At 68.6% G+C, this 22,051-nt stretch carries 16 protein-coding genes and 1 pseudogene; 10 read left to right on the top strand and 7 right to left on the bottom strand.

Annotation, left to right across the window (positions count from 1 at the left end; genetic code table 11):
* Positions 1 to 437: pseudogene (locus A9X05_RS10125) on the bottom strand (hydroxylase); the annotation flags it as partial.
* Between the two features lie 279 nt (positions 438 to 716).
* Between A9X05_RS10125 and A9X05_RS10120 the strand changes: the two are divergent.
* The 3 genes from A9X05_RS10120 to A9X05_RS10110 are packed head-to-tail and all read left to right on the top strand — an operon-like array spanning position 717 to position 3,740.
* Entirely contained in the window at positions 717 to 2,327 is a 1,611-nt protein-coding gene (locus A9X05_RS10120; RefSeq protein ID WP_067781020.1) for an NAD(P)/FAD-dependent oxidoreductase, read from the top strand.
* Positions 2,328 to 2,329: 2 nt separating this feature from the next.
* Positions 2,330 to 3,130: a mycofactocin-coupled SDR family oxidoreductase gene (locus A9X05_RS10115; protein WP_067781017.1), complete on the top strand. Its 801-nt coding sequence runs from the start codon at positions 2,330 to 2,332 to the stop codon at positions 3,128 to 3,130.
* 16 nt (positions 3,131 to 3,146) lie between these two features.
* On the top strand, positions 3,147 to 3,740 hold the full coding sequence (locus A9X05_RS10110; RefSeq protein ID WP_067781035.1) for a PaaI family thioesterase: 594 nt from the start codon (positions 3,147 to 3,149) through the stop codon (positions 3,738 to 3,740).
* Between the two features lie 5 nt (positions 3,741 to 3,745).
* Here A9X05_RS10110 and A9X05_RS10105 read toward each other — a convergent pair whose 3' ends face one another.
* The gene (locus A9X05_RS10105) at positions 3,746 to 8,158 is read right to left on the bottom strand and encodes an HAD-IC family P-type ATPase (RefSeq protein ID WP_231978310.1); all 4,413 of its coding nucleotides are present in this window, start codon (positions 8,156 to 8,158) and stop codon (positions 3,746 to 3,748) included.
* A gap of 435 nt (positions 8,159 to 8,593) precedes the next feature.
* Between A9X05_RS10105 and A9X05_RS10100 the strand changes: the two genes are divergently transcribed.
* Complete coding sequence (locus A9X05_RS10100) at positions 8,594 to 9,079, top strand: nuclear transport factor 2 family protein (RefSeq protein ID WP_067750113.1); 486 nt, start codon at positions 8,594 to 8,596, stop codon at positions 9,077 to 9,079.
* Positions 9,080 to 9,104: 25 nt separating this feature from the next.
* On the opposite strand, the gene A9X05_RS10095 is transcribed toward A9X05_RS10100, so the two are convergent.
* From A9X05_RS10095 to A9X05_RS10080, 4 genes are all read right to left on the bottom strand, one after another.
* A complete protein-coding gene (locus A9X05_RS10095; RefSeq protein ID WP_197498997.1) occupies positions 9,105 to 9,977 on the bottom strand; it encodes an alpha/beta fold hydrolase in 873 nt (290 codons plus the stop codon).
* Positions 9,978 to 9,995: 18 nt separating this feature from the next.
* Complete coding sequence (locus A9X05_RS10090) at positions 9,996 to 11,390, bottom strand: wax ester/triacylglycerol synthase family O-acyltransferase (protein ID WP_067750115.1); 1,395 nt, start codon at positions 11,388 to 11,390, stop codon at positions 9,996 to 9,998.
* Positions 11,391 to 11,588: 198 nt separating this feature from the next.
* Complete coding sequence (locus A9X05_RS10085) at positions 11,589 to 12,032, bottom strand: nuclear transport factor 2 family protein (protein WP_067750121.1); 444 nt, start codon at positions 12,030 to 12,032, stop codon at positions 11,589 to 11,591.
* Positions 12,033 to 12,077: 45 nt separating this feature from the next.
* Positions 12,078 to 12,260 (bottom strand): hypothetical protein, encoded by a 183-nt coding sequence (locus A9X05_RS10080; RefSeq protein ID WP_067750123.1) that lies wholly within the window; start codon positions 12,258 to 12,260, stop codon positions 12,078 to 12,080.
* A gap of 226 nt (positions 12,261 to 12,486) precedes the next feature.
* Between A9X05_RS10080 and A9X05_RS10075 the strand changes: the two genes are divergently transcribed.
* From A9X05_RS10075 to A9X05_RS10060, 4 genes are all read left to right on the top strand, one after another.
* Positions 12,487 to 12,912: a PPOX class F420-dependent oxidoreductase gene (locus A9X05_RS10075; protein WP_067781013.1), complete on the top strand. Its 426-nt coding sequence runs from the start codon at positions 12,487 to 12,489 to the stop codon at positions 12,910 to 12,912.
* Positions 12,913 to 12,963: 51 nt separating this feature from the next.
* The gene (locus A9X05_RS10070; protein ID WP_067781010.1) at positions 12,964 to 15,198 is read left to right on the top strand and encodes a molybdopterin-dependent oxidoreductase; all 2,235 of its coding nucleotides are present in this window, start codon (positions 12,964 to 12,966) and stop codon (positions 15,196 to 15,198) included.
* 118 nt (positions 15,199 to 15,316) lie between these two features.
* Entirely contained in the window at positions 15,317 to 16,417 is a 1,101-nt protein-coding gene (locus tag A9X05_RS10065) for a type III polyketide synthase (RefSeq protein WP_082950355.1), read from the top strand.
* A gap of 11 nt (positions 16,418 to 16,428) precedes the next feature.
* The gene (locus A9X05_RS10060) at positions 16,429 to 16,932 is read left to right on the top strand and encodes an isoprenylcysteine carboxyl methyltransferase family protein (protein ID WP_067750300.1); all 504 of its coding nucleotides are present in this window, start codon (positions 16,429 to 16,431) and stop codon (positions 16,930 to 16,932) included.
* Between the two features lie 15 nt (positions 16,933 to 16,947).
* On the opposite strand, the gene A9X05_RS10055 is transcribed toward A9X05_RS10060, so the two are convergent.
* Positions 16,948 to 17,793 carry an SDR family NAD(P)-dependent oxidoreductase gene (locus A9X05_RS10055; RefSeq protein ID WP_067750129.1) on the bottom strand — a complete coding sequence of 282 codons (846 nt, stop codon included), beginning with the start codon at positions 17,791 to 17,793 and terminating at the stop codon, positions 16,948 to 16,950.
* Positions 17,794 to 17,975: 182 nt separating this feature from the next.
* Here A9X05_RS10055 and A9X05_RS10050 point away from each other — a divergent pair, with 182 nt between their 5' ends.
* Positions 17,976 to 19,004: an alpha/beta hydrolase gene (locus A9X05_RS10050; RefSeq protein ID WP_067750131.1), complete on the top strand. Its 1,029-nt coding sequence runs from the start codon at positions 17,976 to 17,978 to the stop codon at positions 19,002 to 19,004.
* A gap of 353 nt (positions 19,005 to 19,357) precedes the next feature.
* Positions 19,358 to 22,039, top strand: coding sequence for an FHA domain-containing protein (locus tag A9X05_RS10045; protein WP_197498996.1), 2,682 nt, complete (start codon positions 19,358 to 19,360; stop codon positions 22,037 to 22,039).
* The last annotated feature ends 12 nt before the right edge of the window (positions 22,040 to 22,051 follow it).

The following is a 22,051-nucleotide window of genomic DNA, read 5'->3' as shown; positions in this document are numbered from 1 at the left end:
AGACTGATCCAGTCGCAGTGGTCGGTGCCCGAGCTGAACTGCCAGCGGCCGTTGAAGAGGTAGCCCCCGTCGACGGGTTTGGCCACCCCCTGCGGCGCGTACGGTGACGCCATCCACGTGTCGACGTCGTCGGCCCAGATCTCGGCGGCGACCCTCGGGTCCGCGTACGCCAACTGATAGGGGTGCACTCCGACCACGCCGACGATCCAGCCGGCCGCCGGGTCCAGCGCCGCGGTCGCCATCGTCGTCTCGGCGAATTCGCGGGGGTGGGCCTCGAAACCCTGATACTGCTTGGTTTGCAGCAGCCGGATCAGGCCGGCGCCCTTCATCAGCTTGACCGTGTCGTCGGTGAGCCGGCCGATCCGCTCGGCCTCGGGGGCCTGGTCGCGCAACTGATCCGCCATCGCCACGACCCGGTCGAGTACCCGTTCGCTCATGTTGGTGTCCTTACGTCTGGGGGGCTTAGTAATGGTCTACCGCAGTTCGTGCCCCAGCCGAAGCCGTTCCCGATGAGCGGAAGAAAATGCGGCCGGAATCGACTGCACAACGCGGCGCGCACGCGCCGGGCCTGGCACGCCAGGATGACGCCCTCCAGCCGGTCGCAGGGCCGGTCCGCCTCCGAAGGTGCGCGCGCCCGATAGCCGGGACAACGTCACCGCAGTGTCCGGTGACCGGGAACCGGCCCGGCGGTCGACGGGCGATAGGACATACCGTGCGTGCTTGTGAGTGGCGCGGAGCTGGTCGATGTCGTCGTGGTCGGCGCCGGGTTCGCCGGCCTCTACGCCCTGCACAAGCTCCGCGGTCAGGGACTGTCGGTGCGGGTCCTGGAGGCGGCGCCGGAGCTCGGCGGCACCTGGTATTACAACCGCTATCCGGGGGCGCGCTGTGACGTCGAAAGCGTCGACTACTGCTATTCCTTCTCCGATGAACTTCAGCAAGAGTGGAACTGGACCGAGAAGTACGCCACCCAGGCCGAGATCCTCGCCTATCTGAACTGGGTGGCCGACAAACTCGACCTGCGCCGCGACATCACATTTCGCGCCCGCGTCGTGTCCTCGGCACTGGACGAAACAACGCTGCGCTGGGTGGTCACCACAGACGGCGGTGACGTCCTGTCCGCCCGTTTCTGCCTGATGGCGACGGGCCCGCTCTCGGCGGCTTTGACGCCTGACTTCCACGGACTCGAGTCGTTCGCGGGCGAGATCTACCACACCGCCGCGTGGCCCCAGCATGCCGTCGATTTCACGGGAAAGCGCGTCGCCGTCATCGGCACCGGTTCGTCTGGCATTCAATCGATTCCGATCATCGCCGAACACGCCAGGCATCTGTTCGTCTTCCAGCGCACGCCCAATTACAGTGTCCCCGCAGGCAACAAGCCGTTGAGCGAACGCGAACTCGACGACATCAAGGCGAACTATGCCGAAAGACGTCGGTTGTCGTGGCGCAGCGGCGGCGGGTCACCGCACATCACGGCGCCCAAGCCGACGATGGAGTTCACGCCGGAGGAACGTCGGGCCGCGTTCGAGAAGCGTTGGCAGCTAGGTGGTGTGCTGTTCTCGAAAACGTTCCCCGACCAGATGACCGACCTGACCGCCAACGACGAGGCACGAAAGTTCTACGAGGAGAAGGTGCGCGCGGTCATCGACGACCCTGCCCTGGCCGAGCTGCTCATACCCAATGACCACCCGATAGGCACGAAGCGGATCTGCACCGACAGCAACTACTTCAGCACCTTCAACCGGCCGAACGTGTCGCTGATCAGCGTGCGCGACACACCGATCGAATCCGTGGACGCCACCGGGATCAGCACCGCTGGCGTGCACTATGACGTCGACATGATCGTGCTCGCAACGGGTTTCGACGCGCTCACCGGTGCGCTGGCCAAGATGGACATCATCGGGCGCGGCGGTCGTCGGTTGCGGGACGACTGGTCGCACGGGCCGCGTACCTACCTGGGGCTGGGTATCGACGGATTCCCCAACCTGTTCCTGATCTCCGGTCCAGGGGCACCGGCTGTGCTGGCGAACATGGTGCTGCACGCCGAGGCGCAGGTGAATTGGATAGCCGCGGCCATTGCCTACCTCGATGACCACGGGCTGGCCGCGATCGAAGCGACCCGCGACGCGGTCGACGGCTGGGGAGCCGAATGCGCCCGCCTCGCCGACGCCACGTTGTTCACCAAGGCGGAGTCCTGGTACATGGGAGCCAACGTACCCGGAAAGCCAAGGGGATTCATGCTATTCGTCGGCGGCTTCGCCGCCTATAACGACATCTGCGCCGAGGTTGCCGGGGCCGATTACCCGGGCTTCGATCTGGTCGAGAGGTGACGATGAAGAGACTGGTTGGCAAGGTAGCGCTGGTCACCGGCGCAGGCAAGGGCACGGGACGGGTGCATTGTCAGCGCCTCGCCGACGAGGGTGCAGATGTGATCGCGCTCGATGCCGCCGCGGCGAGCGACGAGTTGCTCGACACTGCAAGGGATGTCGAAAGCCGCGGTCGACGCTGCGTGACGGGCGTTGCCGACGTGAGTGACTTGGAGGCCGTCACCGACGCCGTAGCGGCCGGCGTCACGGCACTGGGGCGCCTCGACATCGTCGTCGCGAACGCCGGAATCCACATTGCGGGCGGACGGACATGGGAACTTGACTCCCGGGATTGGCATCGCACGCTCGACATCAACCTGACCGGCGTATGGCACACGGTCAAGGCCGGCGTACCGCGCATGGGCGACGGCGGCGCCATTGTCATCATCAGTTCCACCAATGGTCTTCGCGGGACGCCCAATTCCGCGGCGTACACGGCGAGCAAGCACGCGGTGGTCGGGCTGGCGCGCACTCTCGCGAACGAGCTCGGCCCTACCGGCATCCGGGTCAACACGGTTCACCCGGGGCCGGTCGCGACCCCGATGATTCTCAACGACGGGACGTTTCGACGCTTACGCCCGGACCTCGAGAACCCGACCGCCGCGGATGTCGCGGAAGTGTTGCGGGCGCGCAACCTGCTGCCGGTGCCCTGGGTAGAGCCCGTCGACGTGGCCAATGCGGTGGTGTTCTTGGCCTCCGAGGAGGCCCGCTACATCACGGCCACCCAGCTCGTCGTCGACGCCGGCCTCTCGCAGAAGGCGACATGATCGGGCGGTGGGGATGATGGAAGACGACGGCGGCGGCGCGCCGGCATATGAACCGCTCGCCCAGTCCGTTCGCCGGCTGATCGACGCGACGATCCGCACCGAGGCCGGCGCGGGTCCCGTTGCGGCCGCGAAGAGGCACATCGATTGCGCCGTGGAGCAATTGAGCGAGACGCTCATGCCGGGCTCGTTCGGTGTTCGCCATCCCTCCGACGGACAACCGGTCACCTCCGGCAATGTGATGATCGGCGCGCGCAACCCGGTCGCCCCTCCGCTGGTCATTCGCCGCGACGCCGGTGGTGTCGTCTGGACGGAGATCACACTGGGCGCCGCTTACGAAGGCCCACCGGGACACGTCCATGGCGGAGTGTGCGCGTTGGTCCTTGACCACGTCCTGGGCGCGACCGCGCACGAACCCGGTCGACCGGCCTACACCGGCACGCTCACGCTGCGCTATGTCCGGGGGACCCCGCTGGGTCCGGTGCGGGTACAAGCGTGGGTCGACCGCGTCGAGGGTGTGAAAACCTTCGCGAAGGGGCAGATCACCGATAGCCAGGGGATCACGGTCGGTGCGGAAGGCGTGTTCATCAAGCCGCGCGGTGACCGTGACTGAGTGACTCACGGCCGATCGGTGACGGCCTCCGCCGGAATCCGATGCTGTTCTCGGTCCACCAATCTCAGCGCACGCGCGGCCTTCGCGGGAGCTTGCAGGAATGCGGTATGCGGCGCCCGCGGGCCGCGGTGCTGCGATAAATGCGGGTCTGCGTTTGCGGGCTCGTCGTGTTCCGTGGCAGCGGTGAGTGGAGGCTCATCGCCTCGGCGGCCCGACCGCAACTGATTCATGACGGCAACGGCGAGGACGGCGGCCGCGGCGGTGCCCAGCCCCTGTGCCCAGCCCACAGGGCCGACCGGTGTGCAGCCCAGGAGTTGGCTGATCCCCGGGGTGCTGATCATCGCGGTGAATGCTGCGAACGAGCCGGCCGCGGTAAGCAGCACCAGCGGCGCGTGCGAGTCGACCACCGTCTGGCCCAACTCGACCGCGACCAACGAGATCAGCGCGACGGTGGCGGCCCGCTGCGGCAGCCCGGTGACCGAGGCCATCGCCCACGCCGACGTGGCGGCGGTGGCGGTGAGGGCTCCGCGCGCGGCCACGGCTCGCAGGAGCGCGCGTTCGTCGATGCCGCTCCCGACGCGCTGTACCGGCCCCGCGGGCGTGCTGACGGCGACAGCGGTCGCGGGTAGCGCGTCGGTGAGCGTATTGATCAGCAGCAACTGGCGGGTGTTCAGCGGCGAGGTTCCGGCGATCGCCGTGCCGATGACGGAGAAGATCACCTCGCCGGCATTCCCGCCGAGCAGGCCGGCCACGGCCGCCTGGACTCCACGCCAGAGTCGGCGGCCTTCGTCGATGGCGGCGACGAGCGTCTCGATGCGGCCGTCGGTGAGCACCAGGTCGGCGGTCGTGTGCGCGGAGTCGCTGCCGCGCGCGACCACACCGACGCCGACGCTTGCCGCCCGGATCGCGGCGGCGTCGTTGGCGCCGTCGCCGACCATGGCGCACACCCGCCCGGCGCGCTCGAGCGTCTGGACCACCTGCACCTTGTTCTCCGGCGACATCCGGGCGAAGATCACCCGCTCGGTAACCGCGCGCTGCTGATCCTGCCGGGACAGGGCGTTCCATTCCGACCCGGTGATCACCTCGTCGGCGCTCACCGTGACCCCCAGCTCGCGGGCGATGGCGGTGGCGGTGGCGGGATGGTCGCCGGTGATCAGCCGGATCGCGACGCCCCGGTCGGCCAGGTCCGCCAGCAGCTGCGGCGCCTGGGGGCGCGGGGTGTCCGAGAGGCCCAGAAATCCGGTGAGCGCCAAGCCCGTCTCGCACAATCCGGTGATGGCGTCCGGGTCTTTGCGCAACGCTCGCGCCTGTGCCGCGGTCAGGCGCCGCTGGGCCACCGCGATCGTTCGCAGTCCCGCGGTCGTCAGCGCGGCGACGGCGTCGTCCACGACTGCGCCGACCTCACCGCACGCCGCCAAGACCACCTCGGGTGCGCCCTTGACGGTCAACTGGGTGCCGGTCACCGAGGCCGAGAACGCCCGGCCGGACCGGAACGGCAGATGCGCGTCGGGGTCGGGGCGCGAACCGGAGTCCGGCACCGCGTCCGCCGCCTTGATGATGGCCTCGTCGGTGGCGTGCACGTGCGGGTTGCCGTCGTCGGCCGGCGCGGCCTGGGCGGCGCACCGCAAAACGTCCTCGCGGGAATGGCCCGCCATGGGGTGGACCTCGGCGACGCGAAGACGGTTCTCGCTCAGCGTTCCGGTCTTGTCGAAGCAGACCACCTCGACGCGACCGAGCGCCTCGGTCGCCCGCGGGACCCGGACCAGCGCCCCGCATTCGCCCAGCCGCTGCGCCGACGCCGATTGGGCGAGGGTGGCCATCAGCGGCATGCCCTCGGGGATGGCCGCCACGGCGACCGCGATGGCGCTGCCCAGCGCTTGGCGCAGCCCGCCTGCGCGGAACAGGCCGAGCCCGCCGACCAGAACGCCGCCGCCCGCGCTGAACGGGAACGCGCGGCGCATCAGCTGGCTGAGTTGATGGTGCAGGCCGACGGTCGGCAGGTCACCGGAGGCCAGTTCGGCCGCGCGGCGGGTCTGGGTGTCGGCCCCGACGGCGGTCACCAGCGCCACCGCGGTGCCGGCCACCACGGTGGTTCCGGCGTAGATCATGCAGCGGCGCTCGGCCAGTTCGGCCCCGGGCGTGGCCTCGACCTGCTTCTGCACCGACAGGGATTCACCGGTCAGGGACGACTCGTCGACCTCGAGGTCGTGCGCCTCGATCACCCGAGCGTCGGCGGGCACCACCTCGTCGCTGCGCACCTCGATCACGTCGCCGGGCCGCAGTTGCTCGACGAGGACTTCGCGGTAGCCCCGCGCGGCATCGGTCCCCGGGGTGACGACGCGGGCCGGCGGGGCCTGCTGGGCCAGCAGGCGGTTCAACCGGTTCTCGGCCCGTAGCTGTTGGGCGGTCGACAGCAAGGCATTTCCGGTCAGCACGGCCCCGACCATGATCGCGTCGGCCGGTGAGCCCAGCAGGGCTGTTGCCGCCGAACACAGCCCGAGGATCGGCGTCAACGGATCACCGGTTAGTTCGGCGGCGGCGGCCCTGGCGAACTCCCACGCCGCGGCCGGGAACCGCGTGCCGCCCGGTGTGGGTTCGGTTGCGGCAGCGGGCTCCTCGGGGTCGCGCAATGCCGCCAGCACCTCGCGGGCCTGCTCAGCAGACATCGCGTGCCACTCGTAGGCCGGGGCCGGCCGGGGTGTCGAAGTGTGAATCGCGCCGCGGGCCAACAGGTATCCGGACAGGATCCCCGCGACGGCACCGATGGTCACCGGGCCGGGCCCGCGCAACCGGCGCACCCCGGGCACCATGAACACCGCGCCCAGCGCCGAAGCTCCCACCGATATCGCGATACCCTGCTGACTTGCCGACCGGGCCGCGGGCAACGCATGCAACACCCGCCACGCTCCGGCCAGGTCGTCGAGCATCAGGTCCGCAGTCCAAGGCGGCGGGCCGTCGACACTGGGCTTGATTCCCAACGCCAGGTCGGCGCCCGAAAGCGCTTGTGCGCCAAGCGAGGACAGCACCGCGACGGTGTGCCCGTCATGCTGCAGGCGCGAAACCGCATCGGCGAGTGCATGATCGATGCCGCCGTCACGGACTGGCAGGACATCGTCGAAAGCGGGACGCAAGTCGCCGAGCAGGTCGGTGTCGACCGACACCAGGCGCGCGCCCGAGTCACGCGCCCGGGTGATCAGAGCCGGCGCGAGCGGGTGAGGGGCCGGTGCGACGAGCGCCTCGACCGTATCGCTGGCCCCCTGCTCGTCGGTTGCGGCCGCGGGAATCGGGTGCCAGCCCGGGGCCGCACCGTCGTCGAGCAGGTCCTGGGCGCGGGTCCAGGCGCCGAGCAACTCGCCGTCGCGGGCGCCGCGCACCCGCACCACCCGCATCCTCTGGTCGCACAACACGCGCGGATCGATGAGCAGCGCGTCGACTCTGTCGAGTCGGCGCAAACCCTCCGGCCGCAGCGGCAGCACCCCGTGCTTATCCGCCAAGCCCCTGCCCAGCGTGGCCGCAAACGCCTCGTGCGAGGTGCGCATGGCCTTGGGCGAGGCCGCCAGCGCCGCGTTCGACGCCATCGTCACGTTGCGGGTGAGGGCTCCCGTCAGCCCGACGCCAATCAGCTGAACCCACGCTGCGCGCTTCCCGTGACGGTCGATCGGACCGGCCGGCGCGGGAACCGGGCGCGCCAACCGCTGCATCTCCGGCTCGTCGGCGTGCCGGGCCAATTCCGGCTCATAGCGGGCCCATGCCCGCGCGGCGGCCCGGGACTCCGCGGCCTTGAAACCTTGCATCGCCAGGTCGACGGACAGCTTCGCCGGTGACAACGTGACGACATGCGCGGCGGTGCCGAACACCGACAATGCGGTGTCCGTCGCACCGGGGCCGATGCCGCTCTCGAGCGCGCGGCGCAGCCACGGTTGGTGATTCGCGATCGCCGACACCGCCTCGACGGCGATCGGGGCAGCCGGCAATCGCAACGCCCGGCCGGCGACCGCGACCGCGAACCCGGCGGCGTTCACGGCCACCATCGCGCCGCGGGTGACCAACAGCAGCCCGTCGCCGGGCAGGCTTTCGGCGCGCGTGGAATCGCCTGCACCGTAGGCTGTTTCAGCGCTGTCAAGCGCGGAGCAAAGCTCGTCGAGCGACGCCCCGCCGTCGTCGATCTCAACAACCACCCGCGACAGCGGACGGTTCAGGCTGACCTTGGTGACACCGGGCTGTGCCCGCAGCGCATCGACGGCGGCGCGGCCACGTGTCGCCCCGCCCGTGCCGTCGAGGCCGCGTACCTCGATCCACAGCCGCCCGTCACCGCGCCCGCACCGTCGGGTCAGCGTGGAGCGAGATACCTCACCCGAGACCACTTTTGCGCCGACCCGGACCGGCAGCGCGACAGCCTCGAGACCGGCGGTCGCCAGCCTGCCGACCGCGTCGCCAAGTCCCGCGGCGGCGCCGAGCCCCGTCGACACCACCCGCAGCGGCGAAAGCTGTCGCACGCGCAACCCCTTTCACGCACATGACGAATGGTTGCTTCGCGGTTCTCCGCGAGGGAAGGCCGCCGACCGACGCTGGCCGACGACTGCAAACCCGACCAACCTAACTCGGGGTCAGGGACCCAGCAACTTGAGACGGGTACTGGTAAAGAACATGTAACAAGTGATCGCGGCTGTTAGGGCCGCTCGATCAAAATGTTCGGGCCACCTGATTCGCAGATTGAGCAAACCCCCATAGGCCGAGGTGGTTACGCCCGCTCCGGAAGGAAGCCGGCACGCCCTCGATGGTCGTGCCGTGCGTCCTAACGTGTGGGGATCAGCGGTGGTCCGCTGCCGCGATCCCGGCGACGAGGAGCAACCATGAGTGACATCGACGACCTGTCCGCGCGGCTGCGCCGACTCGAGGACGAGCGCGACATCGCCCGTCTCATCGCCTCGTACGGTCCTGCGGTGGATGCCGGGGATGCCGAGGCCACTGCGCGCCTGTGGGCGAGCGACGGCAGCTACGACGTCGATGGCTGGCGCATGGAGGGCCGGACCGCCGTGCACGCCATGGTCGAGTCGTCGGCCCACCAGAACCTGGTGGCCAAGGGGTGCTGTCATTTCTTGGGGCCATGCGTCGTCACCGTCACCGGCGATTCGGCGGTGGCGCTATGTGAGTCCCTGGTGCTGATCCGCGACGGCGACGGATATCGCGTATGGCGTTGTACCGCAAACCATTTCGTGATGGTCCGGGTCGAGGGGCAATGGCGGATCGGTGCGCGCACCAGCCGAATCCTGGACGGCAATCCCGCCGCCCACGAGTTGCTGACCGCGGGCCTGGCGGGGTCGGTCGCGGCGGAGTGAGATTCGCCCGCGCTCGCGATCGCCGCTAGTCCCTGGTAAGAAACGCCAGCACGGTGCTCTCGAACGCCTCCTTGGCCTCGATCATCGCCCAGTGCCCGGAGTTCGGGAAGATGTGCAGCTCCGCATTGGGGATGGTGCGCATCGGGATCAGCGCCATGTCCGGCGGGCTCACGCGATCGTCGCGCCCCCAGGTCAGCAGGGTGGGCGCGGTCAGCTTGTGCATGACGGCCCACGGCATCGGCCGGTCGGACGCGGCCATGGCGGCGTTCATCGCGCCGAAGGCCGCTTTCCCGTACATGCGGCGCGCGGCGGCCAGCGTGTCCGGGTCGGTGGCCAGCTCCCAGCGTTCCTCGACCAGCTCCTCGGTGATCAGCGCCTGGTCGTAGACCATCGATTTCAGCCAGTCGACCAGCCGCTGCCGCGTGGGATCCTCGACGAACTCCTGCAGCAGCCGGATGCCCTCGCTGGGGCTGGGGCTGAAGATGTTCGTCCCGATGCCGCCGATGGTCACCAATCGGTGGACGCGGTCCGGGTTATTGGTGGCGAAGTTGATGCCGACGCCGCCGCCCATCGAGTTCCCGACGATGTGCGCGCGTTGGACGCCGAGCGCGTCCAGGAAGGGCGGCACGGTGCCGAACGCGGTCACCATCGGGTGACCGCCGAAATCGTCGCTGACGCCGAACCCGGGAAACTCCAGGATCAGGCAGCGGAATCGCGCGGCGAACGAGGGGAGTATGCCGCGGAAGTTGCGCCACCCCGTGACGCCCGGTCCGGAGCCGTGCAGGAACAGCAACACCGGGGCGGATTCCGGGCCGCAGTCGTAGTAGCGCAAAGCGCCCTTGGGAGTGCTGATTTCGCGCAGGTCTTGCTGGGTAACGGTGTCGGCCACGGGTGTCACCTTGCCATGCCGTGGCGGTCAGCTCTGCTGGTGGCTCGATTCACTGCAATTCAGGAGCTCTTTGAGCGCTGCGGGAAAGGTGTCGGCGAGGTCCCAGAGGTCGGCAACGAGGTCGGGGCAGGAGATGAGGCCGATGCCCAGGCGGCCGTTGAGCGACATGACCGTGATGTTGAGTGCGGCGCCGGCGATGATCGGACCGAGCGGATACATGGCGTCGACCCGGCAGCCCATGAAGTAAAGCTGTTCCTGTGGTCCGGGCACGTTGGACAGCACCAGGTTGTGCGGCGGCTTATCAGGCAGCGGTATCCGGGGCAGTAGCTTCATCGCCGTGCCGAACATGGTCTGTCCGGCGACCTGCGTCCAGTCCTGCAGCAGGCTGGACCCCATGGCGGCGGCGTGGTCCTTGGCCGCGGCGTTGCCCCGCGCGATGCTACTCAGCCGTTCGGCCGGATCCTCGATATGGGTCTCCAGCCGGCACAGCATCCACGTGGTTTGGTTGCGGCCCGGCCGGTCTGATTTGCCCCGCACCGAGACCGGCACACTGGCCACCATCGGGCTGTCCGACAGTTCGTCGCGGTCCACCAAGAACTGCCGCAACGCGCCGGCGCATAGGGCGGTCACCACGTCGTTGACGGTGACTCCGAACCTGTTCTTCACCTTTTTGACGTCGTCGAGATCAAGGGTGGTCAGGGCGACGTTGCGGCGCCGCGTGAATGGGCCGTTGAACGCCGTCGGCGGCGCCGCGAACGGGGCGGCCATGGTCTGCCCGCCACCGCGGGCCCGCAACAGCGTTTGCGCCAGCGTCAGCGCGGTTGCCGGCAACACCTTGGCCAGGCGCCACGGCCGCAACCCGGCGCCGATGAGTCCGGACGCGGCGATCTGCAGGGGATTCGCCCCGCCGGACCGGGCGGCGGGCTTGGGGGCTGGGGCGTCCGGCGCGGTGCTGCACAACTGGGCCAGGAGATTGGCGCCGCCCACCCCGTCGATCACCGCATGGTGGGCCTTGAGGACGACGGCAAGCGCGTCGCCGCCGTGCAGGCCTTCGATCACCCACATCTCCCACAGCGGACGATCGCGATCCAGTGCCAGCCCGGCGACGTGCCCGCAGATCTCCGCTAACTCCCTCGACCCGCCCGGTGCCGGCAGCGCGACTCGTTGGAGGTGCCGCGCGAGGTCGAAACGATCGTCGTCGACCCAGACCGGATGGTCGAAGTTCAGCTGATTGTCCGCCAGCTTGAGACGGAATTCGGGCACCGCGTCCACTCGCGCCGCCAGCGCCCTCCGGAACTGGCTGAAGGTGTAGCCGCCCGGCATGTCACTCGGGTCGAGCTCCAACACGCAGCAAACATTCAGCGGCTGTGTCGGAGATTCGAGGTAGAGGAAGAACGCGTCTAACCCACTGAGTCGTTGCATATCCGCTCGTATCTTTTGTGCGCTCTGACCGCTGGTCACATGACCTCTGGTCAGCGCCGGGTGCCACCGGCGAACGCAATCAGGGTCGACCGCAATCTCTAGGTGTGATCTCTATCTGTAGCCGTTTCGCCGTCTCGGGCAAACATGTGAGCGAGACATTTAACGAAATCGCCACCGGCGTTCACCGGCGCGCAGGACTCAGCCCCGCGCCGTCCGCCTCGCCATGGCCGAGTCGGGCGCGGCCCAGTCGGTTGACACCTTGCGATGCCTGATCAGCCAGGCGTCGCCGTCGGGCACCAGCGTGTCGCGGTACCGGCCGAAATGGTCAAGGCCGGCGTGGGTGAGCACCGTGAAATACGACGACACCTGTGCGGAATCCCGGGTCAATTCGGTGAACAGCAGGTTGGTGAGGTTGTGGCGCACAATCGGCTGGACGTTTGACGGCCGGTTGACGTTGACGCCGCCGAGGAACGACGCAATCGCCGAACGGCCGCGCAACGGCTCGAGGCCACGAATCTCCAGGACGCCGTCGGCGCAGAACGTCTCGGCGAGGCCCGCCACGTCGCCGGCGTCACCCGCCCAGTTGTATCGCGCCAGGGTGTCGCGGATCCGCTCGCGCGCCACCAATTCCCAGTTCTCCACCGTCGTGACTCCTCGGGCGCAGCCTAATACGCGAAAGCGCAACCGCTACTTCACGATGTGGGGCCGAAAACCGAGGCGGTTGGAAGGTGTCACGCCGTTCAGGTCGAAGATCGCGATCAGGGCGCGCAGCAGCGCGGGGGACCAGTCCTCGAACGGCTGCGCGTCCAGTCGATCAAGGACTTCGGCGCGGAGATACTCGATGCCCGAGGGGTGTTGAGGATCGCTCATCGCGCATACCGATGGCGCGCGGGACCCGGTTCGGTGCTCAACGAGCCAGCTCCCTTCCCGACGAGTTTCTGGCGTCGACGCTAGGACCGCCGCCTCGCACTTGTACAGCCAACTGGCCAAATTCAAATGTGCATGAAACATCGGCTATGGGATCGGGAACGCGGCGTTCGGCGCCGCTTATTCCGCATGCGGGAATGAATCCCGGCCCGGGGCCGTAGAACAACGCATGGAACTCAATGACGCCGCCCGCGACCTCATTGGCAGGGGCGCCGACGCCACCCTGGTGACCCTGAGCCCCGACGGCAGCCCCCAAGTCAGCCTGGTGTGGGTCGCCTTGCAGTCCACCCCCGACGGGGACGAACTCGTCACCGCGCACCTGGCCGCGCACAAGAAGGTTCGCAACGTCCGCAACGACCCCCGGGTGGCCGTCACCATCGTGTCGCTCGACGGGGCGCACACCGGGATGCGGCCCTACCTCTCGATCGCCGGGACTGCACGGATCGTCGAGGGCGGCGCACCCGAGCTTCTCGCCCAACTCAACCCGATTCTGGGCGACCCGGGTACCCAGTTCCCGCCGGACGGCGCGCCGCCCGGGTTCCTGACCCGCATTCGCATCGACAGGGTCGGCGGAATCGGCCCCTGGGCGGCCTGACCCCGAATTTTGGGACTTCCGCGACGGTCGGTAGCGGAATACAGTGGGTGGGTGAAGACGGGCGAAGACGGCAGGCACCTGCGGACCTGCCCCCTCTGTGAAGCCATGTGCGGCTTGGAGATTCACGTCGACGGCGGCAAGGTAACCAGCATCCGGGGCAACCGCGACGACGTGTGGAGCCGCGGGCACATCTGCCCGAAGGGCGTCTCACTTGCCGCGCTGCACGACGACCCCGACCGCATCCGCCGGCCCATGATCAAGGTCGACGGCGAATGGCACGAGGTGAGCTGGGACGCGGCGTTTCGCCGCTGCACCGAGTTGCTGACGCCCGTGATCTCCAAGTACGGGATCGGGGCGGTCACCGCCTACACCGGCAACCCGCTGGCGCACTCGTTTTCCCTCGCCCGCTACGCGGGCGTGCTGATGGGGATGTCGGGGATGCCGGTCACGTATTCGCCGGGCACCGTCGACCAGTGGCCGAAGAATTTGTCGTCGCATCTGATGTACGGCCTCTGGTGGAACTTCCCCGTCCCCGACATCGAACGCACCGACCTGATGGTCATCATGGGCGCCAACCCCGCCGCGTCGCAGGGGTCGCTGCTGGCCGCGCCCGACGTGATGGGCCTGATCGAGGGGATCCGCAAGCGCGGCAAGGTCATTGTGATCGACCCGGTCCGCACGCAGACGGCGGCCCGGGCCGACGAATGGCTTCCGATCGTGCCGGGTACCGACGCCGCGCTGCTGCTGGCGGTGGCGCACACCCTGTTCGACGAAGATCTGATCCATCCCGGGCCGCACGTGGACGGCGTCGACACGATGCGGCGGGTCGCCGCGGATTGGCCACCGGAGCGCGTCAGCGCGGTCACGGGCATCGCCGAGGACCGGATCCGGCGTCTGGCCCGCGAGCTCGCCAGGACCGAAAGGTCGGTGGTGTACGGCCGGATCGGGTTGTGCAATCAGGAGTTCGGCAGCCTGGCCAGCTGGCTGGTCGACGTCGTCAACATCCTGACCGGGCATTTCGACGTACCCGGGGGAGCGATGTTCCCAAAGCCGGCGGCCTGGTCGATCACCACTCAGCCGCTGCCCGGCCTCGAGGGCGGTCTGCCGGAATTCGGCCGCTGGCACACCCGCGTGCGCGGGGCGAAGGAGGTGCTGGGCCAGGCCCCGGTGTCCTGCATGGCCGAGGAGATCGCCACCCCGGGCGACGGGCAACTCAAGGCGCTGATCACGGTCGCGGGCAACCCGGTGTTGTCCACGCCCGGCGGCGACAAGCTCGACGAGGTGCTGCCGATGCTGGAAGCGATGATCTCCGTTGACCTTTGGCTCAACGAGACGACGCGGCACGCCGACGTGATCCTGCCCGGCCTGTCGCCGCTCGAGCAACCGCACCACGACGATCTCATCCTGCTCTTCGCGATCCACAGCATCGCGAATTACTCGCCGCCCGTGTTCGATCCGGGCGACCGCCCGCACGAATGGGAGATCCTGATCCGCCTCACCGGCCTGTGCGCCGGCACGCCGGCCGAAGATGTCGACGTCGCCACGATCGACGACGGGTTCTTCGATTACCTGGCATTCACCCAAGGCCTCGACGGTGCGGAGATCCGCAAGCTGTACGAGCATGGTGGCCCCGAGCGCATGCTGGACCTGACGCTGCGAACCGGACCGTTCGGGGACCAGTACGGCAAGAATCCCGGCGGGTTGACGCTGGATCTGCTCAAGGCCAACCCCAACGGCATCGACTTCGGACCGATGGTGCCGCAACTCCCGGACATCCTGGGGACACCCGACAAGAAGATCCGGTTGGCGCCGCAGTACCTTCTCGATGACCTACCGCGGCTGGCCGCCAGAATGGAACGACCGGCCGAGCCGCTGGTTCTGGTGAGCCGCCGGCACCTTCGCTCGAACAACACCTGGCTACACAACGTGCCCGCGCTGATGAAGGGAAAGGACCGGTGCACGTTGCTGATTCATCCCGACGACGCGGCCAGGTGCGGCGTCACGGACAATGACGTCGTCACCGTCAAATCGGCGGCCGGCGAGATCAAGGTGCCCGTCGAGGTCACCGAAGCGATCAAACCGGGCGTGGTGTCGATGCCGCACGGCTGGGGGCATGGCAAGCCGGGCACCCGCATGGCGGTGGCCAACGGATCGCCGGGAGCGAACACGAATGTGCTTTCCCCGCCGACGTTTATCGACGAGCCGTCGGGCAACGGCGCGCTCAACGGCATACCGGTGACGATCATCGACGATCAGGCCCGATTCCGTCCCGCACACAAACACTGAATTCGTGCTACCCCTCATCCCCCTATCGCTTGGTTAACGGCAGGCGCCGGTCTGTGGTTCATCTCACGCCGACCGCCTTTATCTGAACCGTCCGGTGGGGCCGCCCGTCGGCATAGGCATGACTGCAACAACACATCTCACTTCCCCCAGCGGGGCCGCTCAGCGTGGACGCGGCGCACCGCACATCGCCGGGGCCGCGGTGGCCTTCACCCCACACCGCTACAAGCAGGACGAAGTCGCCAGGGAGTTAACCGAATTCACCGACCCGAGGTTCCTGCGTTTCGCGCAGACAACGGGGGTCGACCAGCGCAGCCTGGCGCTACCGCTGTCGCGCTACCCGCGGCTGAGCGGCTTCACCGAGGCGAACGACGCCTACCTCGAGGTCGCCGTCGACCTCGGCGAGCGCGCGATACGTTCGGCGTTGGAAGAGGCTGGCGTCGAACCGCACGAGGTGGACACCATTGTTGTGGTATCGAGCACCGGCATCGCGGTGCCCACCATCGACGCGCGGCTGATGACCCGAATCGGGCTGCGGCCCAACGTCAAACGCGTCCCGCTGTTCGGCCTCGGCTGTGTGGCCGGCGCGGCCGGGATGGCGCGCGTCCACGACTACCTGCATGGCTACCCTCGCGACGTGGCGGTGCTGCTGTCGGTCGAGTTGTGTTCCCTCACGCTGCAGCGGGACGATACCTCGATCCCCGCGCTGATCGGGGTGTCCCTGTTCGGCGACGGCGCCGCCGCGATCGTCGCCGCGGGGTCAGATCGAAACCCGTTGAACGGCAAAGCCGGTCCGCGGGTGCTCGCCACCCGCAGCCGCGTGGTTCCGGAGACGGTCGACGTCATGGGGTGGAACGTCGGCTCCAGCGGATTCCAGCTCGTGATGTCGCGCGACGTCCCGAAGATGGCCGAAACCTACCTAAGGGGCGAGGTCGACGGTTTCCTCGCCGACCACGGGTTGTCGCTCGCGGACATCGCCACCTGGGTGTGTCATCCCGGCGGCCCCAAGGTGCTCGACTCGATCGAGGAGGCCCTGGACCTACCGCCGGAGGCCATGGTTCACAGCCGAGAGTCGATGCGGGACAACGGGAACGTCTCCTCGGTGTCCGTGCTCGATGTGTTGCGCCGGACCCTCGCGGAACCGCCGGCCGCAGGGTCGTACGGCGTCATGCTGGCGATGGGGCCGGGTTTCAGCTTCGAGCTGCTCCTGCTGCAGTGGTGAGGGGCGAGACCATGTACTACTACCTATTCATCCTGGCCGTCGGCGCGGAACGTCTGGTCGAGCTGGCAGTGTCGCAACGAAACACCAAATGGTCACTGGCCCATGGCGGCAAGGAGTTCGGCCGTGACCATTACCCGGCGATGGTCAGTATGCACACCCTGCTGCTGGCCTCGTGCGTCGTGGAGACCTGGGCCCTCGCCCGGCCGTTCATCCCGTGGCTGGGGTGGCCGATGCTCACCGTCGTGGTGCTCAGCACGGTGGTGCGCTGGCGCTGCGTGGCCGTGCTCGGCAGGCATTGGAACCCGAGGCTGATCGTCATCCCGGGCGCGCCGTTGGTCCGCGACGGGCTGTATCGCTGGGTACGACACCCGAATTACGCGGCGGTCGCTGCGGAGGTGGCGGCGCTGCCGCTCGTTCACTCGGCGTGGCTCACGGCGATCGCGTTCAGCATCGCGAACGCGATCGTGCTCAGGGTGCGGATCCGTGCGGAGAACGCCGCATTGGGCTTGGTGTGAGGACTGCTTCGGCGATCACGGCGCGATGGGCCGATTCGTCCATTCCCGGTCGGGCCGGCGCGACGAGCGGAACCACCCGCCCGCCGCGCCGGTACCGCCGTCGGTCGGAATGGTGTGGCCGGTGACGAATGCGGACAAATCCGAGGCCAGGAACAAGATCACGCGGGCCTGGTCCTCGGGCTCGCCCATCCGGCCGACCGGAACCCACTGGGGCCACTGGGCCTGTTCGTCGTGAGACAGCCACTGCGAGTAGGGCACCTGCAGGGATTCGGTGACGTCGGGCGCAATCGCGTTGACCCGCACCCCATGCCCGCCCACCTGAACCGCGAGGCTTCGGGTGAACTGAATGACCGCGGCCTTGAACGCGGCATAGACCGGATCCTCGGGGTAACCGCGCAGCCCCTCGACGGAGGACACGTTGACGATCGCGCCGGCCCGGCGGGCGACCATCGCGGGCAGGAACGCGTGGGTGACGAGGAAGACGTGGTGCAGGTTGATGCGGTACAGCTCGTCCCAGAGCTGGGGATCGGTGTCGGCGAAGTTCCCCGGATGGCGCAGCCAGTGACCGACGTTGTTCACCAGCGCGTCCACCCGGCCGTAGCGATCCAGCACCGATCGCGCCATGTCGTCGACCGCCGCAGCGTCGCGGACGTCCGTGACCACCGCCACCGCCGACCCACCCGCGGCGGCGATCTCGTCGACGGTCCGTGCCGCAAGCCCGCCGTCGATGTCGACGATGACCACGTGTGCGCCCTGGTGGGCGAACAGCCGCGCGGTCGCCGCACCGATGCCGCCGCCACCGCCTGTGACCACCGCGACGCGGTCGCCGAGCAGCGCGTCAGCGCGCGTTTCGTCCTTCATTGCTCATATCTTGGGCCACCGGGCGAAGCTGGTCGATGCCCGGGCCGGGAATCGCAGAATGTCGCTATATACCCACCGGACACGGGTGGTAAACCGTGATGTAGCCAACATTCGTGTCGCCTTCACCTGAAGTTATTCGCGCCCCAGGGCGGGTATTCGGTGCGCACTTAGGAGGGAGCGCAATGGTGAGCACCGATCCGCATCGCTTATTGCCAAGTGGCGCAATGAAGCGGCGAGTCCACCATCGCCATAGCCCGCAGTCGTTCGCGGTCGCGTTGGCCAGCAGGCTGATCGTGAAAACCACGGTGCGCGCGTGGGCTTTTACCCCCAACTTGCACTGGCCGTTCGAATACGTCGATGGCTTGGCGGGATTGCTGCCGCGGTTCGGCATCTCGGCGAAGATCGAACCGGTGCGGCTGGAAAACTGCGCGGCCGAGTGGGTTTGCGCGCCGGGTGCCTCGACTGATCGCGCGATTCTGTATCTGCACGGCGGCGCCTTCCTCACTTGCGGTCTCAACACCCACCGGTCGGTCGTCACGCGCCTTTCCAAGGCCGCGGACGCCGCAGTCCTCACGGTCGGGTATCGAAAGTTGCCCAACCATCAGATCACCGACGCGATCGAGGACGGCATGAGCGGCCTTCGCTGGCTGCAAGATCGCGGCTTCGACGGCGACCGGGTGGTCGTGGCAGGCGACTCCGCCGGGGGGTACCTGGCGTTCATGACCACGCTGCTGGCCATCAGCAGCGAGCTGATGCGGCCCGCCGGCATCGCCACGATCTCGCCGTTCACCGACGCTGATCCGGGCCGAAAGCTGAGGCACCGCAACGCGCGCCGGTGCTCGATGTTCACCCGCGGCGCGCTGTCGATGTTCGCGCAATACCTCAGCCAGGCGCAGCTGGTGGACGGGCGCGAGGAGTCCACCGTGGCCTCACCGGTGGACGCCGACCTGTCCGACTTGCCGCCGGTCACCATCCACGCCAGCTCAGACGAATTGCTGCTGCCCGACGCCGAACTCATGGCAAAGCGCTTGGAAGCCAGTGGGATTCCGTGCGACCTGCATCTGTGGGACGGGCAGATTCACGACTTCCCGCTGGCGGCCGACATCCTGCCCGAGGGCAGGCGGGCCATTGGACACATCGGAAATTTCATCAAGGAAGTCACCGCAGCGCCCCAGTCCTGGCGCCGCGACCTGCACGCGGTCGCTGGCTGACACGCTGCTGAAAGCGGCTGCGCCGCAATTCAAATGATGGACCGCCGGGCCACCTGTTCACCGTCGCCGGGATCGATCACAGTCGGTTCACGCTGTCACGGCCCGTCGGGCCGGGCCTGCTGTCGCGGTGGGCCACTCTCCGGATCGCCGCCCGGCGGAGCGTCTGTGGTGGCGAGCCGCGGTGCCACGCCGTCGGCGATCGAAACGTCGTCGGGGAAACCATCGCCGCTCTCCGGCGTGAACGGCGGGTCGCCCGCCAGCCACCCGTCGAAAACTGGCGCTGCGCCGGGTGGCGCGGGTCCGGTAGAGATTCGGGGTCCCGATCCGCGCGGCTGCCGATACAGTTGGTCGTGATGAGCCGACCAACCCCACCCGTGTTGACGGTGCGGTACGAGGGAGCCGAGCGCACGTTCGCCGCGGGCAACGACGTAGCGATCGGGCGTGACCTTCGCGCCGACGTGCGCGTCGCGCATCCGCTGATCTCCCGCACCCATCTGATCGTCCGGTTCGACCAGGGCCGATGGGTCGCCGTCGACAACGGCAGCCTCAACGGGTTATTCGTCAACCATCAGCGTGTGCCCACGGTCGACATCCAGGACGGCCTACGCGTCAACATCGGCAATCCGGACGGCCCGGCCCTGACCTTCGAGGTGGGCCGCCACCAGGGGACGGCCGGCCGGCCGCCGCTGACGACGTCGATACCGATCGTCAACCCGGCCACCGCGGCGAGCCCGCCGGCCCCGCACGGCCAGCCCACCGGCGCATCATGGCCCGGCCAGCCCCAGCAGTCGCCGTCGGCCTCCTTCCGCCAGCCCACGCATCTGCCCAGCGGACCACAGCCCGTCCCCCCGAGCGGTCCCACGCCGATGCATCCGCCCAGCGGGTCGATGCCGAGTTACCCGTCGGGCCCGCAGCCGCGACACCCGACCGGTGGCCAACCGGCGGCCCCGCCCAGCGGCCCGCAACACGCCCCCCAGATCTACCGCACACCGCCGAATATGCCGCCCCCGCAAGCTGGCGGCCCGGAGACGAGCCGCGTCGCCGGTGACGCCTCGAACCTGGCGACGTCGATGATGAAGATCCTGCGGCCGGGCAAGGCCGCGCTGGAGTCGACGCCGGGCGCGATCAAGATCGGCCGGGCCAACGACAACGACATCGTCATCCCCGAGGTGCTGGCCTCGCGCCACCACGCCACCCTGATCCCGACGCCGCACGGCACCGAGATCCATGACAACCGCAGCATCAACGGCACCTTTGTCAACGGGGCGCGGGTCGATTCGGCCGTGCTGCACGACGGCGACGTCGTCACCATCGGCAACATCGACCTCGTCTTCGCCGGGGGCACGCTGGCCCGCCGCGACGAGAGCGCGACCGCGACCCGCACCGGCGGCCTGGACGTGCGCGGCGTGACCTGGACGATCGAGAACAACAAGACACTGCTGGACGACATCTCGCTGGGCGCGCAGCCGGGCACGCTGACGGCCGTGATCGGACCCTCGGGCGCGGGCAAGTCGACGTTCGCCCGCCTGGTGGCCGGGTACACGCACCCGACCAGGGGCACGGTGGCGTTCGAGGGCCACAACGTGCACGCCGAGTACGCCTCGCTGCGCAGCAGGATCGGCATGGTGCCGCAGGACGACGTGGTGCACGGGCAGCTGACCGTGCAGCAGGCGTTGATGTACGCCGCCGAACTGCGGCTGCCGCCGGACACCACCAAGGACGACCGGGCCCAGGTGGTCGCCCGGGTGCTCGAGGAACTCGAGATGACGCAGCACCTGAACACCCGGGTCGACAAGCTCTCGGGCGGCCAGCGTAAGCGCGCATCGGTCGCCCTGGAGCTGCTCACCGGGCCGTCGCTGCTGATCCTGGACGAGCCGACCTCGGGCCTGGACCCGGCGCTGGACCGCCAGGTGATGACGATGCTGCGCCAGCTCGCCGACGCCGGCCGCGTGGTGCTCGTGGTCACCCACTCGCTGACCTACCTGGACGTCTGCGACCAGGTCCTGCTGCTGGCTCCCGGCGGCAAGACCGCCTTCTGCGGACCGCCCAGCCAGATCGGCCCGGCCATGGGGACGACGAACTGGGCGGACATCTTCAGCACGGTCGCGGGCGATCCGGACGGGTCCAAGGCGCGCTACCTGGCGCGCACGGGCCCGCAGCCTCCGCCGCCGCCCGCCCAGCAGCCCGCCGACCTGGGCGATCCCTCGCACACGAGCCTGTTCCGGCAGTTCTCTACGATCGCCAGGCGGCAGGTCCGGCTGATCTTCTCCGACCGCGGCTACTTCGTCTTCCTGGCGGTGCTGCCGTTCATCATGGGATCGCTGTCCATGTCGGTGCCCGGCAACGTCGGCTTCGGAATCCCCAATCCCATGGGCGCCGCGCCCAACGAGCCCGGGCAAATCCTGGTGTTGCTCAACGTCGGCGCCGTGTTCATGGGCACGGCGCTGACCATCCGCGACCTCATCGGGGAACGCCCGATCTTCCTGCGCGAACAGGCGGTCGGCCTGTCCACCAGCGCCTACCTGCTGGCCAAGGTCTGCGTCTACACGGTTTTCGCGGTCATCCAGTCGGCGATCGTGACCATCATTGTGCTGCTCGGCAAGGGCGGTCCCACCCAGGGCGCGGTGGCCCTGGGCCGGCCGGGCCTCGAACTGTTCGTCGACGTCGCGCTGACGTGCGTGGCCTCCGCCATGCTCGGCCTCGCGCTGTCGGCCATCGCCAAGTCGAACGAACAGATCATGCCGCTGCTGGTGGTGGCGGTCATGTCGCAGCTGGTGTTCTCCGGCGGCATGATCCCCGTGACCGGACGGGTCGGGCTGGACCAGATGTCCTGGGCGACGCCGGCGCGCTGGGGCTTCGCGGCCTCGGCCTCCACCGCCGACCTACCCAAACTGGTTCCCGGTCCGCTCAGCCCCAAGGACTCGCACTGGCGTCACACGCCGGCAGCGTGGTGGTTCGACATCGCCATGCTGGTGGTGATCAGCATCTTCTACCTGAGCTTCGTCCGCTGGAAGATCCGGCTCAAGGGCGGCTGAGGCCGCCGCGGG

Origin of the sequence: Mycobacterium sp. E3298 (genome assembly GCF_001666895.1) — a bacterium.
GTDB lineage: Bacteria > Actinomycetota > Actinomycetes > Mycobacteriales > Mycobacteriaceae > Mycobacterium.
Note: the sequence above shows the minus strand (reverse complement) of the source record. Positions and strands in the feature narration are given on the sequence as shown.

Coding starts and splice junctions, on each gene's coding strand:
- A9X05_RS10115 (WP_067781017.1), top strand. CDS start 2,330: ATGAAGAGACTGGTTGGCAAGGTAGCGCTGGTCACCGGCGCAGGCAAG.
- A9X05_RS10110 (WP_067781035.1), top strand. CDS start 3,147: ATGGAAGACGACGGCGGCGGCGCGCCGGCATATGAACCGCTCGCCCAG.
- A9X05_RS10100 (WP_067750113.1), top strand. CDS start 8,594: ATGAGTGACATCGACGACCTGTCCGCGCGGCTGCGCCGACTCGAGGAC.
- A9X05_RS10090 (WP_067750115.1), bottom strand. CDS start 11,390: ATGCAACGACTCAGTGGGTTAGACGCGTTCTTCCTCTACCTCGAATCT.
- A9X05_RS10080 (WP_067750123.1), bottom strand. CDS start 12,260: ATGAGCGATCCTCAACACCCCTCGGGCATCGAGTATCTCCGCGCCGAA.
- A9X05_RS10075 (WP_067781013.1), top strand. CDS start 12,487: ATGGAACTCAATGACGCCGCCCGCGACCTCATTGGCAGGGGCGCCGAC.
- A9X05_RS10065 (WP_082950355.1), top strand. CDS start 15,317: ATGACTGCAACAACACATCTCACTTCCCCCAGCGGGGCCGCTCAGCGT.
- A9X05_RS10060 (WP_067750300.1), top strand. CDS start 16,429: ATGTACTACTACCTATTCATCCTGGCCGTCGGCGCGGAACGTCTGGTC.
- A9X05_RS10055 (WP_067750129.1), bottom strand. CDS start 17,793: ATGAAGGACGAAACGCGCGCTGACGCGCTGCTCGGCGACCGCGTCGCG.
- A9X05_RS10050 (WP_067750131.1), top strand. CDS start 17,976: ATGGTGAGCACCGATCCGCATCGCTTATTGCCAAGTGGCGCAATGAAG.
- A9X05_RS10045 (WP_197498996.1), top strand. CDS start 19,358: ATGAGCCGACCAACCCCACCCGTGTTGACGGTGCGGTACGAGGGAGCC.